This window comes from Pseudomonas sp. S3_E10 (assembly GCF_054667615.1).
Genome location: NZ_CP162743.1, coordinates 5,326,287 through 5,341,529 on the forward strand (window position 1 = coordinate 5,326,287; position 15,243 = coordinate 5,341,529).

15 protein-coding genes are annotated in these 15,243 nt (G+C 61.4%); 6 read left to right on the forward strand and 9 right to left on the reverse strand.

Annotation, left to right across the window (positions count from 1 at the left end; translation table 11 throughout):
* Window positions 1-7 precede the first annotated feature (7 nt).
* The 3 genes from AB4N98_RS24520 to AB4N98_RS24530 all read left to right on the forward strand — a co-directional run bounded on the left by AB4N98_RS24520 (window position 8) and on the right by AB4N98_RS24530 (window position 2,155).
* On the forward strand, window positions 8-898 hold the full coding sequence (locus AB4N98_RS24520) for a U32 family peptidase (protein WP_017530690.1): 891 nt from the start codon (window positions 8-10) through the stop codon (window positions 896-898).
* Window positions 892-1,359, forward strand: a complete 468-nt coding sequence (gene ubiT, locus AB4N98_RS24525; protein WP_017530689.1) for a ubiquinone anaerobic biosynthesis accessory factor UbiT — start codon at window positions 892-894, stop codon at window positions 1,357-1,359. Before AB4N98_RS24520 ends, ubiT begins: the two co-directional genes overlap by 7 nt.
* Before the next feature lie 82 nt (window positions 1,360-1,441).
* A complete protein-coding gene (locus AB4N98_RS24530) occupies window positions 1,442-2,155 on the forward strand; it encodes a transporter substrate-binding domain-containing protein (RefSeq protein ID WP_065878839.1) in 714 nt (237 codons plus the stop codon).
* On the opposite strand, the gene AB4N98_RS24535 is transcribed toward AB4N98_RS24530, so the two are convergent.
* Entirely contained in the window at window positions 2,141-2,503 is a 363-nt protein-coding gene (locus tag AB4N98_RS24535) for an NUDIX hydrolase (RefSeq protein WP_017530687.1), read from the reverse strand. The two genes, AB4N98_RS24530 and AB4N98_RS24535, sit on opposite strands and share 15 nt — an antisense overlap.
* Window positions 2,504-2,630: 127 nt before the next feature.
* Here AB4N98_RS24535 and AB4N98_RS24540 point away from each other — a divergent pair, with 127 nt between their 5' ends.
* From AB4N98_RS24540 to AB4N98_RS24550, 3 genes are all read left to right on the forward strand, one after another.
* Entirely contained in the window at window positions 2,631-3,611 is a 981-nt protein-coding gene (locus tag AB4N98_RS24540; RefSeq protein WP_017530686.1) for a Gfo/Idh/MocA family protein, read from the forward strand.
* Between the two features lie 37 nt (window positions 3,612-3,648).
* Window positions 3,649-4,278, forward strand: coding sequence for a ribonuclease T2 family protein (locus AB4N98_RS24545; RefSeq protein WP_017530685.1), 630 nt, complete (start codon window positions 3,649-3,651; stop codon window positions 4,276-4,278).
* Window positions 4,279-4,955: 677 nt separating this feature from the next.
* Window positions 4,956-5,543 (forward strand): LysE family translocator, encoded by a 588-nt coding sequence (locus tag AB4N98_RS24550; RefSeq protein ID WP_017528584.1) that lies wholly within the window; start codon window positions 4,956-4,958, stop codon window positions 5,541-5,543.
* On the opposite strand, the gene AB4N98_RS24555 is transcribed toward AB4N98_RS24550, so the two are convergent.
* The 8 genes from AB4N98_RS24555 to AB4N98_RS24590 form a co-directional block, all read right to left on the reverse strand.
* Complete coding sequence (locus AB4N98_RS24555) at window positions 5,485-6,360, reverse strand: AraC family transcriptional regulator (RefSeq protein WP_065878841.1); 876 nt, start codon at window positions 6,358-6,360, stop codon at window positions 5,485-5,487. The two genes, AB4N98_RS24550 and AB4N98_RS24555, sit on opposite strands and share 59 nt — an antisense overlap.
* Window positions 6,361-6,424: 64 nt before the next feature.
* On the reverse strand, window positions 6,425-7,012 hold the full coding sequence (locus tag AB4N98_RS24560; protein WP_460148963.1) for a hypothetical protein: 588 nt from the start codon (window positions 7,010-7,012) through the stop codon (window positions 6,425-6,427).
* Entirely contained in the window at window positions 6,984-7,562 is a 579-nt protein-coding gene (locus tag AB4N98_RS24565) for a hypothetical protein (protein WP_135196823.1), read from the reverse strand. The genes AB4N98_RS24560 and AB4N98_RS24565 overlap by 29 nt, the downstream gene beginning before the upstream one ends.
* A 208-nt stretch (window positions 7,563-7,770) precedes the next feature.
* Window positions 7,771-9,375: an ABC transporter ATP-binding protein gene (locus tag AB4N98_RS24570; RefSeq protein ID WP_017528581.1), complete on the reverse strand. Its 1,605-nt coding sequence runs from the start codon at window positions 9,373-9,375 to the stop codon at window positions 7,771-7,773.
* A gap of 1 nt (window position 9,376) precedes the next feature.
* Window positions 9,377-10,396: an ABC transporter permease gene (locus AB4N98_RS24575; RefSeq protein WP_065878847.1), complete on the reverse strand. Its 1,020-nt coding sequence runs from the start codon at window positions 10,394-10,396 to the stop codon at window positions 9,377-9,379.
* A gap of 1 nt (window position 10,397) precedes the next feature.
* Window positions 10,398-11,471, reverse strand: a complete 1,074-nt coding sequence (locus tag AB4N98_RS24580; RefSeq protein ID WP_017528579.1) for a microcin C ABC transporter permease YejB — start codon at window positions 11,469-11,471, stop codon at window positions 10,398-10,400.
* Window positions 11,472-13,310: an extracellular solute-binding protein gene (locus AB4N98_RS24585; RefSeq protein ID WP_065878849.1), complete on the reverse strand. Its 1,839-nt coding sequence runs from the start codon at window positions 13,308-13,310 to the stop codon at window positions 11,472-11,474.
* A complete protein-coding gene (locus AB4N98_RS24590; protein ID WP_065878851.1) occupies window positions 13,307-15,136 on the reverse strand; it encodes an extracellular solute-binding protein in 1,830 nt (609 codons plus the stop codon). Before AB4N98_RS24590 ends, AB4N98_RS24585 begins: the two co-directional genes overlap by 4 nt.
* Between the last annotated feature and the right edge of the window lie 107 nt (window positions 15,137-15,243).

A 15,243-nucleotide genomic window follows, 5' to 3' on the forward strand; every position in this document is an offset into this window, starting at 1 on the left:
AAAATCGATGAAACTCAGCCTCGGACCGGTGCTGTTTTATTGGGATAAGGACCACCTGGGGCGCTTTTATGCCGACATGGCCGGCTTGCCCCTGGACGTGATCTACCTGGGCGAAACCGTGTGCTCCAAGCGCCGTGCGTTTTCCCTGGACCATTGGCTGGGCCTGGGCCGTGAGCTGCAGGCGTGCAGCTCGGCGCAAATCGTGCTGTCGAGCCTGACCCTGATCGAAGCCGCCTCGGAACTCTCCAGCCTGCGCCGCCTGTGCGACAACGGCCAATTGTTGGTGGAGGCCAACGACATGGGCGCGGTGCAATTGCTGATCGAACGCAACCTGCCCTTTGTCGGTGGCCCGGCGCTCAACCTCTACAACGGCCACGCCCTGGTGCAACTGCTCGATGCCGGCATGCAGCGCTGGGTGCCGCCGGTGGAATGTTCCCAAGGCCTGATCGCCGATGTGCTGGCGCAAGTGCGCGAATTGGGCCGGCCGTTGCCCGAGGTGGAAATCTTCGCCTACGGCCATCTACCCCTGGCCTACTCGGCGCGCTGCTTTACCGCCCGTGCCGAAAACCGCCCCAAGGACGATTGCCAGTTCTGCTGCCTCAACTACCCCGACGGCATGGCCCTGACCAGTCAGGAGGGGCAGCCGTTGTTTACCCTGAACGGCATACAGACCCTGTCCGCCGACGTCACCAACTTGCTGGCTGATTATCCCGCGTTGGTGCATTGCGGCGCCGACCTGCTGCGCCTGAGCCCGCGGGCCGAAGGCATGATCGAGGTGGTACGTGCCTTCGACCAGGTGCGCCAGGGCGCCACGCCGCCATTGTTTGTCGAGGGCTGCAACGGCTACTGGCATGGCCAGGCCGGCATGCTGCGGGTCGAGGAGGTGGGGCTGTGCTAAGTCGCAAACAATGGCTGCTCAAGGGGGCGGACCGCGTGTTGCCGCTGATCCGCCGTGTGCCGTTCGGCATGCAGCGGCTGGCCTTGCAACAGGCCCTCAACCGCTGCCTGGCCGAGCCGTTGCGCGAGGGCGGCTTCGACCTGCTACGTGGGCGCTGGCTGTGTTTACGCATTCCGGACCTGGGGTTGTGCTGGTACCTGACCCTCGGGCGTGACGGGCTGCGCATCGCGCAACAGGCTGAGGCGCAGGTGACTATCCGTGGCAACTGGCGCGAGTTTTTGTTGCTGGCCAGCCGGCAGGAGGATCCGGATACGTTGTTTTTTCGGCGACGCTTGGTGATCGAAGGCGACACGGAGCTGGGGCTGGGGTTGAAGAACCTGATTGATAGTCTGGACCCCGACGTGCTGCCCGGCTGGCTGTGGCGGGGGTTGGAAAGGGCTGGGCGAGGCGTGGCGGTTTGATCGGCTGGGTAGACGCTGCGTTGCAGGGCATAATCGGCCCGATCACCCAATGCCGCGCCACGAACCTGACAAGGAAGCCCCGATGATTGATCCCCAAGTCCTACACCAACTGGCCCCCAATGGCGTGCTGCGTGCCGCCATCAATTTCGGTAACCCGGTACTCGCCCAACGCGGTCCACATGGCGAGCCCCAGGGCGTCAGCGTGGTGCTCGCCAATGCACTGGCCGAGGCGCTGGGTGTCACGCTGGAATTGATCACCTTCGAGGCGGCGGGCAAGGTCTTCGCCGCGTTGGCCGATGATGTGTGGCGCGTGGCGTTCCTCGCCATCGAGCCGGTGCGTGAACGGGAGATCGCCTTCAGCACGCCGTACGTAGCGATCAAGGGAACCTGCCTGGTGCCGGCCAATTCGCCGCTGACCCACGCTGCGCAGTTGGACGCACCGGGCACGCGTATCGCCGTGGGCCAGGGGGCCGCCTACGATTTGTACCTGAACCGTACGCTGCAACACGCCGAACTGGTGCGTGCGCCGACGTCCGCGGCTGCGGTGGACTGGTTTATCGAACAGCGCCTGGAGGCGGCAGCCGGTGTGCGGGATTTCTTGCGTACCCGGGTTTCGGAGCAATGGCGCCTACTGGAGGATGACTTCATGACCATCCGCCAAGCCATGGCGGTACCGGTGGCTCATGCGGCGGCTGCCGCGTTCGTCAATTCCTTTGTCGAACGGCAAAAAGCCAACGGTGAGGTGAAACGAGGGTTGCTGGGCAGCGGGCAGAGCGCTGAACTACAGGCGTCGTAGAAAGGATTTGACGATGTGCCGGGTGGCGTCGGTGGTGTCCAGTTGCTCCAGGGCGTTATAGGCATGCCACTGGCAGTCGACGATTTCGTTGCAAGGCCGCGCTTCGTCGATATTGATTACCGAGGCTTCAAACACATGGTGCAGCGTGTCGCGCGCCTTCAGCTCTTGCAAGTACAGCAACCCGTCAACGTTCAGCCCGGTTTCTTCTTCCAACTCGCGCTCGGCGGCGCCCACCGGGCGTTCGTCGCGTTCGACCTTGCCGCCGGGCAAGGCCCATTTCGATCTGGCCTTGCGCACGAAGAGGATATGCCCCTCGTTTTCGCAAATAACCGTTGCCCTGATTTTCATCGTCTGTGCCCCCGCAGCGGGATGAGTGTCACAAAAGTGTAATGCAATTGTCATGCTAAGTGGTTATGGCGCGCGGGCGCCTGTATGTGGATACTGCCCGACGGACCAAAACGCACGAGGAAAACTGATGAGCACCGTACGCTGGGGCATGATCGGCTGTGGCAGTGTCACTGAGGTAAAGAGTGGACCCGCTTTCTACAAAGCGCCAGGTTCGGCCCTGGTAGCGGTGATGGGGCGCCGTGAGGCCGCAGTGCGCGATTATGCTGCACGCCATGGCATTGCCCGTTTCTATACCGACGCTCAGGCACTGATCAACGACCCTCAAGTGGACGCGGTGTACATCGCCACGCCGCCTGACAGCCACCTGGAATACAGCTTGATGGTGGCGGCCGCCGGCAAACATTGCTGCGTCGAGAAGCCGATGGCGCTGAATGCCGAACAGAGCGCATTGATGCAACGCACCTTTGAGCGCGCCGGCCTGCACCTGTTTGTGTCTTACTATCGCCGCTCGCTTCCACGTTTCCAGCAAGTGCGCGAGTGGCTGCGCAAAGGGCGCATCGGCGAGTTGCGCCACCTCACCTGGACCTTATGCAAACCGCCGGCTGCCGAGGATGCCAGCGCCGCCAACTGGCGCACCGACCCGCTGATTGCCGGGGGTGGCTACTTTGCCGACCTGGCCAGCCATGGCTTTGACCTGTTCCAGTACCTGGCCGGAGACATCATTGAAGTCTCGGGCTTTACCGCGCGCCAGGCCGGACGCTATGCCGCCGAAGACGCGGTGACGGCGTGCTGGACGTTCAGCTCCGGCGCGTTGGGCATGGGCTGCTGGAACTTTGTCGCGGATCGCCGTGAGGATTGGGTCGAGTTGGTCGGCAGTCGCGGGCGTATCCGCTTTTCGGTGTTCGAAGACCAACCGCTGCACCTGGAAGGCGAGACCCACGAAGTGCTGGAAGTGCCATGCCACGCCCATATCCAGTGGCACCATGTGGTGGCCATGAACGCGCATATTCGCGGTGAAGCCGAGCATCCGTCGCTGGCGATCGAAGCGCTGAAGACCGACCGGATCCTGGACAAGGTGCTGCAACGTAACCCCTATTTGCCTGGGTAGTCGTGGTTGGCTGGTTTTTTTTCAAGGAATTGGACGGATGAAATATTGGATCGCGTTGTGGCTCGTAGTTGCCACCAGCGCAATGGCTGCCCCGCGCAACCAGGGTGCGCCTGGGGAGTTTGATTTTTATGTGTTGTCGTTGTCATGGTCGCCGACGTTCTGCCTGACGCACCCCGACAACGAACAGTGTTCAGGCAAGGGTTACGGTTTCGTACTGCACGGGTTATGGCCGCAATACGCACGGGGCGGGTGGCCGGCCTCCTGTGATTCGCAGTCGCGCTTGTCGGGTGAGGCGATAGACAAGGGCGCCACGCTGTTCCCCACGCGTTCGCTGCTCAAGCACGAATGGGCCAAGCACGGCACCTGCAGTGGGCTTGAACCGCTGGCGTACCTGGAAAAAACCGACGCGGCACTGGGGGCGGTGGTCATTCCGCCGCAATTGCAGCCATTCAATACACCGCCTGCGTTGCCGGCCCGTGAGATCGAGGCGCTGTTTCGCCAGAGCAACCCGCGTATGGGCAACCATGGGCTGGCGGTGATTTGCAAAGGCAAGGTGTTGTCGGAAGTGCGGGTGTGTCTGACCAAGGACCTGGCCTTTGCTGGGTGCCCGCGCAGTGTGAAAACCCAATGCCGTGAGGGTGATATCCGCATTCCTGCGCAGCGTTAGGGCAGCATCGCCAGGCGATAGTGCTCATTAAAATCTTTGGCCAATTGCGCCAGTGTCATTGTGTTCAGGTGCTTCAACAGGGTGAGTTAGGCGAAGTGGGGTGGGGGCGTCGGTGGTCGATCAATGGCGGCGGATCAGCCTTGGTCTGAGTACATATCCGTTGCTGCGGTCGCGGCGGCTATGGGTTCCGCCCTTACGGCGGGTCACTTTTGGAAAAGAGCCCCAAAAGTAACCAAAAGGGCTCTTGCCCCAACACTCGGCACCTCGCTTAGGCTCGGTGTGCCCTCACTCCGGCTTGAGTCCGTGGGCCGCCGCCACGCGCCATCCATGGCGCGGGGCGGCTAACCCGGCGTCCTGCCGGGTTACCCACGGATTCAAGCCTGCGTTCGGCCAGCGTGTTTAACGGGGCGCCTAAGATCAAAAGCAAAAGCAAAAGCCAGATCAAAAGATTGCTGACTTCGTCAGCGGCTGAGGAAGTAGAAGCGGCACCGCGTACGCCTCAACGGTCAGGTCGGCTCTAAGGCCGCCAAGCAAAAAGCTCTCTTGCTCGAAAAACGCCCCGTACTCCGTCGACAGACTCGTCAACCTAACCCAGGGCAATTTTGTTCAATACCCTTCCAGCCTAGCCCTATACCGTGGTGACCTCTTTACGCTCCTCATAAAAAAAGGTAACCCCAATGAGCTTGATCATCTCCATGGCCGCCTTCGCACTGGCCACCTCCATCACCCCGGGACCGGTCAATGTGGTGGCGCTGAGTTCCGGCGCCCGCTTCGGTTTTGTCGCCAGCCAAAAACACGTATTCGGCGCCGCCGTCGGCTTTACCCTGCTGCTGGTGTTGATCGGCCTGGGCCTGCATGAAGTGCTGGTGCGCTGGCCCCTCCTGACCCAATTGATCCAGTGGGGCGGGGTCGCCTTTTTGCTGTACATGGCCTGGAAACTGGCCGCGGACAATGGCCAGTTGGATGCCGATGGCAGCGCCACCGCGCCGTCGATGCTCTATGGCGCGATCATGCAGTGGCTCAACCCCAAGGCGTGGCTGGCGTGTGTGGCGGGGATGGGCTTGTTTGTCGCCGATGGCGATGCGGCACAAGTCTGGTTGTTTGCTGGCCTCTACCTGGTGATCTGCTACTGGTCGGTGGCGTGCTGGGCCTACGCCGGGACCTTTCTGCGTCGTTACCTGAGCAACCCGAAGGGCGTGCGGTTGTTCAACCGTTCAATGGCCGCGTTGCTGGTGGCCAGTGTGGGGTATTTGCTGATGGCTTGAGCCGGTCGCGATATTGCCCCGGCGTGGCGGCGACGTGTTGTTTGAAGGTGCGCTGGAAGTGCGCCTGGTCGGCAAAGCCGGCGGCCAGCGCCACCTCGGCGATCAACTCGCCCTGGCGCAGTTGGCTGCGGGCAAACTGGATACGCTGGTTCACCAGGAAAGCATGGGGTGTAAGCCCGTAATACTGTTTGAAGGCGCGGATCAGGTAAGACGGCGACAGCTCGGCCGCCAGGCAGATGTCCTCCAGTTTCAGCGCCTGAGTGCAGTGCTCGCGGATGTAACAGGCGGCCCGCTCCAGCTTGTGGTTGACCTCCCGCACGGGCGCAGGCGACGGGTTCAGACGCTCCTGGAGCTCGCTGAAATAACTCACCAGCGCGCTCTGTTTTTGCAGGAGTTCAGCCTGCTCATCCACCAGCATCCGATAGAGCTCCAGCAAGCCGTTGTACAACAGCGGGTCGCGGGTATGGGGGGTGTTGAACGGGCGGTAGCCCTGCTCGGTGCTGAAACCCAGTTGGTATTGCAGGTCGGTCAGCCAGGCCGTGTCGAGATAGAGCATGTGGTAGGACCAATGCTCGTTTTCGATGGGGTTGCAGGCATGCACATCGCCTGGGTTCATCAATACCAGCGTGCCGGCGCTGATCTCGAACGTCTGGGTGCCATGGTGGTAATAGCTGCGCCCCCGAGTGATTGCCCCGATGGAAAAATGCTCATGGGCATGCCGGGTGTAAGTCACGTTGCGCCCGTCGGCAATGGTCCGTGCTTCGACAAAAGCCAGCGCAGGGTCACGCCAGAAAAGCGGTGCGGTGGCGGCGGTCATGAGCGGGGCGTCCAGGCGATGAGCGGACAGCCAGCCTTATATAAAAACCGTGATTGTTCAAGTATCAGTCGGGCTCGAGCGCTGCGTTGCGCAGGTAATCGGCCCAGGGGTCACTGCCGCTGACCGCTTCTTGCAGGGTGAGCGGTTGCTTGGCTTTTGCTTGTAAGGCCAGGCTGTCGAGCAACATATGCTGCTCCAAGATGACATTCGCCAGGGCATGGGAGCGCGGGGAGTCAAAGGTCCGTGGCACGCGTCGCCCTGCGGCATCCAGGGGTGGCGGGTCGGCGATTTCATCCAGTTCGTGGCCAAGGTTGTCGATCAACAGATCGGTTATCGCTGAAGTCTGCGCCCATTCGGCCGGCTCGGAGCCGGCATAGGCTGGCCAGTCGAAGCGCATCCACGGTTGGTTGGTGACGGTGTCGACGGCGTGCAGGAGTTGTGTGTAGTCGAGGTCGGCTCGTTTGCGGATCAATAGGCGTCTGGGGAAGAACTCATAGAAGGCGCTGTCGCTGTAATACGAGACGTACACCAGCACGCCATATCGGCCCACAGTGGAGGGATCGCCGGGCCCCGAGCCGCGCATTTTCAAGCGGAAAAACTGCACGTAACCGTATTCCAGCGCTTCACGCCAACGCAGGGGCAGGTGAGACATGCCCTGACAGAGGTATTCCCTGTAAGCGGCTTTCAACTGTTCGAGTTTCTGATTGAACGCGTTGGAAAACAGCGTATTGATCTGCCCCAACAAATGAAACCGCTTGGCCATTTCCCGGTATTTGATAGCCCTGTCCGAGGAGTGCCAGTGTTTGGAGGTGGCATCCAGTTCGCCGGCCATAACCGACATGCTGTCGATAGCGGTACAGCTCTTTAAACGAACGCGCGGTGGGCAGCACGACAGGCGTCGCCGGAGCTGGCCATTGGCGCAGGCGTTTGACCAGCGCGCGGATCTGCATCTGGCTGCGCGGGCGCTTGATGGCGTAGGCCTGCAATGCACTCAACACGCTGAGGCTTTGATCGGCGTAGATGTCGAGCGCCAGGTGTTCGCCGAGCAGCGCCAGCCGCGACCAGCGCGTATCGGAGGCGACAGGCATGAGGGTTTTGCGCCGGTATGCGTAGTCGGGCGCCATGACATAGATGACCTTCAGTTGATGGTCGAAATACCCGGTTGCCGGTGTGTTTGAAGACTCGGGGTCGTTTTCATCCATAAGCGTCTGCACCAGCTGCGCGCCTTGCTTGAGACGTCCCACGCCAGGGCGAGGGGCTGAAAGTCATCCATGAGGGGGTTCCGTGTTGAGGAAACCCCGATGATCCCGCGAGATGCCGGTGCGTCAGTAGCAGGTGGTTCCTGCAATGGCGTGGCTTGTGTCAGTCAACTCGGCAGGAGGCAGCCAGGGCCAGGCTCCTCCCGCCGTTTCATCCGGTGGGTGCCAGAAACGCCGCCTCCAGCAATTGCCGCGTATACGCATGCTGTGGGTCAGCAAAAATGGTCCGCGCGTCGCCTTGCTCCACCACCTGCCCATGCTTGACCACCATCAACTGGTGACTCAGCGCCTTCACCACCGCCAGATCGTGGCTGATAAACAGATAGGTCAGGTTGTACTTGACCTGCAGGCTGCGCAGCAATTCGACCACCTGGCGTTGTACCGTGCGGTCCAGCGCCGAGGTGGGCTCGTCGAGCAGGATCAGGCGCGGCTTGAGCACCAACGCGCGGGCGATGGCGATGCGCTGGCGCTGGCCGCCGGAAAATTCATGCGGGTAACGGTGCCGGGATTGCGGGTCCAGGCCCACTTCCTTGAGCGCGGCAATGATCGCCGCTTCCTGTTCGGCCGGGGTGCCCATCTGGTGAATGCGCAGGCCCTCGCCGACGATCTCGCTGACGCACATGCGCGGGCTGAGGCTGCCGAACGGGTCCTGGAACACCACCTGCATTTCCCGGCGCAGGGGGCGTACCTGTTGCTGGGTCAGGCGGTCCAGTTGCTGACCTTCGAAGCGGATCCCGCCTTTACTGCCGATCAGGCGCAAGATCGCCAGGCCCAGAGTAGATTTGCCCGAGCCACTCTCGCCGACGATGCCCAGGGTCTGCCCCTGGGGCAGGCTGAAGTTGATGCCGTCCACCGCCTTGACGTAGTCGACGGTACTGCGCAAAAAGCCCTTCTTGATCGGGAACCAGACTTTCAGGTCATCGACCTCCAGCACCGGCGGCCCGATCTGGGTATCGGCTGGGCCGCCGCTGGGTTCGGCCGCCAGCAGTTCCTGGGTGTAAGGGTGTTGCGGCGACTGGAACAACGTCTCGCAGTCGGCCTGCTCGACGATGCAGCCCTGTTGCATCACGCACACTCGATGGGCAACGCGCCGTACCAGGTTCAAGTCATGACTGATCAGCAGCAACGCCATGCCCAGCCGCGCCTGCAACTCCTTGAGCAGCTCCAGGATCTTCAGTTGTACGGTCACGTCGAGGGCGGTGGTCGGCTCGTCGGCGATCAGCAGCTCCGGCTCGTTGGCCAGCGCCATGGCAATCATCACTCGCTGGCGCTGGCCACCGGAAAGCTCATGGGGCAGGGCCTTGAGACGTTTGTGCGGTTCGGGAATACCCACCAGTTCCAGCAGTTCCAGGGTGCGCAGGGTCGCGACTTTGCCGGTGAGCCCCTTATGCAGGCCGAGCACTTCGTTGATCTGCTTTTCGATGGAGTGCAGCGGGTTCAGCGAGGTCATCGGCTCCTGGAAGATCATCGCGATGCGGTTACCGCGAATATGCCGCAGGGTCTTTTCCTTGAGCGTCAGCAGGTCTTGCCCAGCGTATGAGAGGGTGCCGCTGGGGTGGCGGGCCAGCGGGTAGGGCAGCAGGCGCAGGATCGAATGCGCGGTCACCGACTTGCCCGAGCCGCTTTCGCCGACCAGGGCCAGGGTTTCGCCGCGCTTGATATCGAAGCTGACGTTATTGACGACCCGGTGGACGTGCTCGCCGGTGACGAACTCGACGCTGAGGTCGCGGATTTCGATCAGATTGTCCTGATTCATCTCATTTCCTCGGGTCGAACGCATCGCGAGCGGACTCGCCGATAAACACCAGCAAACTCAACATGATCGCCAGTACGGCAAAGGCACTCATGCCCAGCCACGGCGCTTGCAGGTTGGATTTGCCCTGAGCCACCAGTTCGCCCAGTGACGGTGAACCGGCGGGCAAGCCAAAGCCTAAGAAGTCCAGGGCGGTGAGGGTGCCGATGGCGCCGGTGAGAATGAACGGCATGAAGGTCATGGTCGAGACCATGGCGTTGGGCAGGATATGGCGGAACATGATCGCGCCGTTCTGCATGCCCAGCGCCCGTGCCGCGCGCACGTATTCCAGGTTGCGCCCGCGCAGGAACTCGGCGCGCACCACGTCCACCAGGCTCATCCATGAGAACAGCAGCATGATCCCCAGCAGCCACCAGAAGTTGGGCTGCACAAAACTGGCGAGGATGATCAGCAGGTACAACACCGGCAAGCCGGACCAGATCTCCAGGAAGCGCTGCCCGGCGAGGTCGACCCAGCCGCCGTAAAAGCCCTGCAAGGCCCCGGCGATCACGCCGATGATCGAGCTGAGCACGGTCAAGGTCAGGGCAAACAACACCGACACGCGAAAGCCGTAGATGACCCGAGCCAGCACGTCGCGGCCTTGGTCATCGGTGCCCAGAAGGTTCACCGAAGAAGGTGGCGCCGGGGCCGGCACGCGCAAGTCGTAGTTGATGCTCTGGTAGCTGAACGGGATCGGCGCCCACAGGGTCCAGGCGTCCTTGGCCTTGAGCAGTTCGCGGATATACGGGCTCTTATAGTTGGCCTCCAACGGGAATTCGCCGCCGAAAGTGGTCTCTGGGTAGCGCTTGAGCGCCGGGAAATACCAGCCGCCGTCGTAGTGCACCACCAGCGGTTTGTCGTTGGCGATCAGCTCCGCGCCCAGGCTAAGTACGAACAGCGTCAGGAACAGCCACAGCGACCACCAGCCACGCTTGTTGGCTTTGAAACGTTCGAAGCGGCGGCGATTGAGGGGGGACAGGTTCATCTCAATGCTCCCGGCTGGCGAAGTCGATGCGCGGATCGACCAGGGTGTAGGTGAGGTCGCCGATCAGTTTCACGATCAACCCCAGCAGGGTGAAGATAAACAGCGTGCCGAACACCACCGGGTAGTCGCGGTTGATCGCCGCTTCAAAGCTCATCAGGCCCAGGCCGTCGAGGGAAAAGATCACTTCCACCAGCAAGGAACCGGTGAAGAAAATACCGATAAAGGCCGAGGGGAAACCGGCGATCACCAGCAGCATCGCGTTACGGAATACATGGCCGTACAGCACGCGGTGGTTGGTCAGGCCTTTGGCCTTGGCAGTGACCACGTACTGCTTGTTGATCTCGTCGAGAAAGCTGTTTTTGGTGAGCAACGTCATGGTTGCGAAATTGCCGATCACCAGCGCCGTGATGGGCAAGGCCAGGTGCCAGAAGTAGTCGAGGATCTTGGCGCCCCAACTCAGTTCGTCGAAGTTGTTGGACGTGAGCCCGCGCAGCGGGAACCAGTCGAAGTAACTGCCGCCGGCAAACACCACGATCAGCAGGATAGCGAACAGGAACGCCGGGATCGCATAGCCGACGATGATCGCCGAACTGGTCCACACATCGAAATGGCTGCCATGGCGCGTGGCCTTGGCGATGCCCAGGGGGATCGACACCAGGTACATGATCAGCGTGCTCCATAACCCGAGGGAGATGGACACCGGCATCTTTTCCTTGATCAGGTCGATCACCTTGGCGTCACGAAAGAAGCTGTCGCCAAAATCCAGCCGGGCGTAATTCTTGACCATGATCCATAAACGTTCCGGCGCCGATTTGTCGAAGCCGTACATTTTTTCGATTTCCTTGATCAGCGCCGGGTCCAGGCCCTGGGCGCCGCGGTAGCTGGAACCGGCCACCGCCACTTCGGCACCGCCTCCGGCGATGCGGCTGGTGGCGCCGTCAAAGCCTTCGAGCTTGGCGATCATCTGTTCCACCGGCCCGCCGGGGGCGGCCTGGATGATCACAAAGTTGATCAACAGGATCCCGAACAGCGTAGGGATGATCAGCAACAGGCGGCGAATAATATAGGCCAGCATTTAATCGCCTCCGCTCGCCGTGTCGGCGCTCGTCTGGGGTTCTGGGGCCACTGCGGGGGGCACGTCGGGCTTGCTCCACCACGTGGAGATGCCAACGTCGTACAGCGGTGACACTTTTGGATGACCGAGGTTGTTCCAATAGGCCACGCGGAAGGTCTTGATGTGCCAGTTGGGGATCACGTAGTAGCCAAATTGCAGCACGCGGTCCAGAGACTTGGCGTGGGCAATCAGGCTGGCGCGGGTGTCGGAATCGATCAATTGTTCCACCAGTTGATCGACCGCCGGGTCTTTGAGGCCCATGTAATTGCGGCTGCCGGGTTTGTCGGCGCTGGTGGATGTCCAGAATTCGCGCTGTTCGTTACCCGGCGACGAAGACTGCGGAAAGCTGCCCACGAGCATGTCGAAATCCCGCGACCGCAGGCGTGTGACGAATTGCGACACGTCCACCCGGCGGATCACCAGGTCGATGCCCAGGTCCGCCAGGTTGCGCTTGAACGGCAGCAGGATGCGCTCGAACTCGGTCTGGGCCAGCAGGAACTCGATGGTGACCGGTTTGCCGGTGGTGTCGACCATCTTGTCATCGACGATCTTCCAGCCGGCCTCTTGCAACAACTGGTACGCCTCGCGCTGCTGGGCGCGGATCATGCCGCTGCCGTCGGTCTTGGCCGGTTCGAACGCTTCGGTGAACACCTGCGGCGGGATTTTGTCGCGCAGCGGTTCGAGAATCTTCAGCTCGTCGGGGCCGGGCAAGCCCGTGGCGGCCATGTCCGAGTTTTCAAAATAGCTGCGAGTGCGAGTGTAGGCGCCGTTGAACAGCTGCTTGTTGCTCCATTCGAAGTCCAGCAACAGGCTGATGGCCTTGCGCACGCGCACATCCTGGAACATTGGCTTGCGCATGTTGAACACGAAGCCCTGCATGCCGGTGGGGTTGCCGTTGGGGATCTCTTCCTTGATCAGGCGGCCCTGCGTCACGGCGGGCACGTTGTAGGCATTCGCCCAGTTCTTCGCGCTGAATTCCGCCCAGTAATCGAACTGCCCGGCCTTGAGCGCTTCCAGGGCCACGGTCGCATCGCGATAGTAGTCGGTGATGCGCTGGTCGAAGTTGTACAGGCCTTTATTGATCGGCAGGTCTTTGCCCCAGTAATCCTTGACCCGTTCGTAGCGCACCGAGCGCCCGGCATGGACCTGCGCCACTTTATAAGGGCCGCTGCCGAGGGGGAACTCCAGGTTGCCCTTGGTGAAGTCGCGCGTGGCCCACCAATGTTTGGGCAGTACCGGCAGTTGGCCGAGGATCAGCGGCAATTCGCGGTTGTTGGTGCGCTTGAACTTGAACAGCACACGCAACGGGTCCTCGGCGACCACTTCGTCGACATCGGCGTAATAGGTGCGGTACAGCGGGGTGCCATCTTTGATCAAGGTCTGGAAGCTGAACACCACGTCGTCGGCGCGTATGGGGTGGCCGTCATGGAAGCGCGCCTCGGGGCGCAGGTAAAAGCGCACCCAGCTGTTGTCCGGGGCTTTTTCGATTTTGCCGGCCACCAGGCCGTATTCGGTGAAGGGTTCATCCAGGCTCTGGGTGGCCAGGGTGTCGTAGATCAGGCTGATATTGTCGGCAGGCACGCCTTTGCTGATAAACGGGTTGAAGCTGTCGAAGCCGGCCAGGCTCGATTCGCGAAACGTACCGCCCTTGGGGGCGTCTGGGTTGACGTAATCGGTGTGCTTGAAATTGGCCGGGTATTTGGGCGGTTCGTTGTATAGGGTCAGCGCATGCTGCGGGGCCGCTTGGGCCGCGCCGCACAGCAAGAGGGTGCTGATCAGAGCGTTGCGCACATACATCATTGGGCTTTCTCCGAAGCTTTCAGCCACCACGCGCTCAGGCCCAGGCTGTAGGGCGGCGTGGTGACAAAGGCGAACCGGTTGCGGTACGCCAGGCGATGATAGTTGAGGTACCAATTGGGAATGCTGTAGTGCTGCCACAGCAGCACCCGGTCCAGGGCGCGCCCGGCGGCCAGTTGTTCTTCGCGGGTCTGCGCCGCCAGCAGTTGTTCCAGCAGGTGATCGACGATGGGGTTGGCGATGCCTGCGTAGTTCTTGCTGCCTTTGATCGTGGCCTGGCTGGAGTGGAAGTACTGCCACTGCTCAAGGCCGGGGCTCAAGGTTTGGTTGAGGGTGATCAGGATCATGTCGAAGTCGAACTGATCCAGGCGTTGTTTGTACTGCGCACGGTCGACGGTGCGCAAGCGCGCGTCGATGCCGATGCTGATCAGGTTCTCGACGTAGGGCTGCAGGATGCGCTCCAGGTTCGGGTTGACCAGTAATATTTCGAAGCGCAGCGGCTGGCCTTCTTTATTGACCAGGCGCTGGCCCGACAGCTTCCAGCCTGCGTCGCCCAGTAGGGCCAGGGCACGGCGCATGGTTTCGCGAGGAATGCCGCGCCCATCGGTCTGGGGCAGGCTGAACGGCTGGGTGAACAGGTTGGCCGGCAGTTGCTCGCGGTAGGGCGAGAGCATCAGCCATTCATGGCCCACCGGCACGCCAGTCGCCGAGAACTCGCTGTTGGGGTAGTAGCTCAACGTGCGTTTGTAGGCATTGCTGAACAGGGTGCGGTTGGTCCACTCGAAGTCGAACATCATGCCCAGGGCTTCGCGCACCTGGGTCTGGCTGAAGGTGGGCCGCCGGGTGTTCATGAACAGGCCCTGGCTCTGGGTGGGGATCTGGTGCGCGATCTGCGCCTTGATCACTTCGCCACGGTTGACCGCAGGGAAGTTGTAGCCGTTGGCCCAGTTTTTGGCCTGGTGCTCAATGTAAATGTCGAACTCACCGGCCTTGAAGGCTTCGAAGGCCACGTCGCTGTCGCGGTAGAACTCGACTTCGACCTTGTCGTAATTGTAGAAGCCCTGGTTGACTGGCAGGTCCTTGCCCCAATAATCCTTGACCCGTTCGAACACCAGCTGCCGGCCGGGGGTGACTTTGCTGATGCGGTACGGCCCGCTGCCCAGCGGTGGCTCAAAGGTGGTGGCCTTGAAGTCGCGGTTTTTCCAGTAGTGCTGGGGTAGTACCGGCAACTCGCCCAGGCGCAGGATCAGCAGCGGGTTGCCGGCGCGCTTGAACACAAAGCGGATACGGTGACGGTTGAGCACATCCACCCGCGCCACTTCCTGAAGGTTGGTGCGGTACTGCGGATGGCCTTCGGTGAGCAAGGTGCGATAGGAAAATGCCACGTCATCGGCGGTGATCGGCTTGCCGTCGTGAAAGCGTGCTTGCGGGCGCAGGTTGAACACCACCCAACTGCGGTCTTCGCTGTATTCCACCGACTGCGCGATCAGCCCGTAACTGGACGTCGGCTCATCGCCCGAGGGCGCGTATTGGCCGGTGCCGACCATCAGCGGTTCGTTCAGCTCATTCACGCCGTATTGCAGGAAATTGGGCGTGGAAACCGGGCTGGAGCCCTTGAATGTGTAAGGGTTGAGCGTATCGAAGGTGCCAAATGCCATGACCCGCAAAGTCCCGCCTTTCGGCGCCGCAGGGTTAACCCAATCGAAGTGGGTGAATTTGGCCGGGTACTTGAGCACGCCGAACTGCGTATAACCGTGGCTCTCGGTAATCGTCGCGTTCGCGCAAAAGCTCAAGGCCAGACTTATTAGTAGAAGGAGGGGACGCTTCAAGTCAGAGATCCGATCCAGGCGGCTTGGGCTTTGTGATCGGTACAGTAACAGCTTGTTCCGGTTGGAAAAAGCCGGTGGGACGATGTAGGTCCAATGTGGGAGGGGCT

What these genes read in the sequence shown, in the direction of transcription:
- AB4N98_RS24575 (WP_065878847.1), bottom strand. Translation starts at nt 10,396, where the DNA reads ATGAACCTGTCCCCCCTCAATCGCCGCCGCTTCGAACGTTTCAAAGCC.
- AB4N98_RS24570 (WP_017528581.1), bottom strand. Translation starts at nt 9,375, where the DNA reads ATGAATCAGGACAATCTGATCGAAATCCGCGACCTCAGCGTCGAGTTC.
- AB4N98_RS24545 (WP_017530685.1), top strand. Translation starts at nt 3,649, where the DNA reads ATGAAATATTGGATCGCGTTGTGGCTCGTAGTTGCCACCAGCGCAATG.
- AB4N98_RS24580 (WP_017528579.1), bottom strand. Translation starts at nt 11,471, where the DNA reads ATGCTGGCCTATATTATTCGCCGCCTGTTGCTGATCATCCCTACGCTG.
- AB4N98_RS24535 (WP_017530687.1), bottom strand. Translation starts at nt 2,503, where the DNA reads ATGAAAATCAGGGCAACGGTTATTTGCGAAAACGAGGGGCATATCCTC.
- AB4N98_RS24585 (WP_065878849.1), bottom strand. Translation starts at nt 13,310, where the DNA reads ATGATGTATGTGCGCAACGCTCTGATCAGCACCCTCTTGCTGTGCGGC.
- AB4N98_RS24530 (WP_065878839.1), top strand. Translation starts at nt 1,442, where the DNA reads ATGATTGATCCCCAAGTCCTACACCAACTGGCCCCCAATGGCGTGCTG.
- AB4N98_RS24520 (WP_017530690.1), top strand. Translation starts at nt 8, where the DNA reads ATGAAACTCAGCCTCGGACCGGTGCTGTTTTATTGGGATAAGGACCAC.
- AB4N98_RS24555 (WP_065878841.1), bottom strand. Translation starts at nt 6,360, where the DNA reads ATGACCGCCGCCACCGCACCGCTTTTCTGGCGTGACCCTGCGCTGGCT.
- AB4N98_RS24550 (WP_017528584.1), top strand. Translation starts at nt 4,956, where the DNA reads ATGAGCTTGATCATCTCCATGGCCGCCTTCGCACTGGCCACCTCCATC.
- AB4N98_RS24565 (WP_135196823.1), bottom strand. Translation starts at nt 7,562, where the DNA reads ATGGATGAAAACGACCCCGAGTCTTCAAACACACCGGCAACCGGGTAT.
- AB4N98_RS24540 (WP_017530686.1), top strand. Translation starts at nt 2,631, where the DNA reads ATGAGCACCGTACGCTGGGGCATGATCGGCTGTGGCAGTGTCACTGAG.
- AB4N98_RS24560 (WP_460148963.1), bottom strand. Translation starts at nt 7,012, where the DNA reads ATGTCTCACCTGCCCCTGCGTTGGCGTGAAGCGCTGGAATACGGTTAC.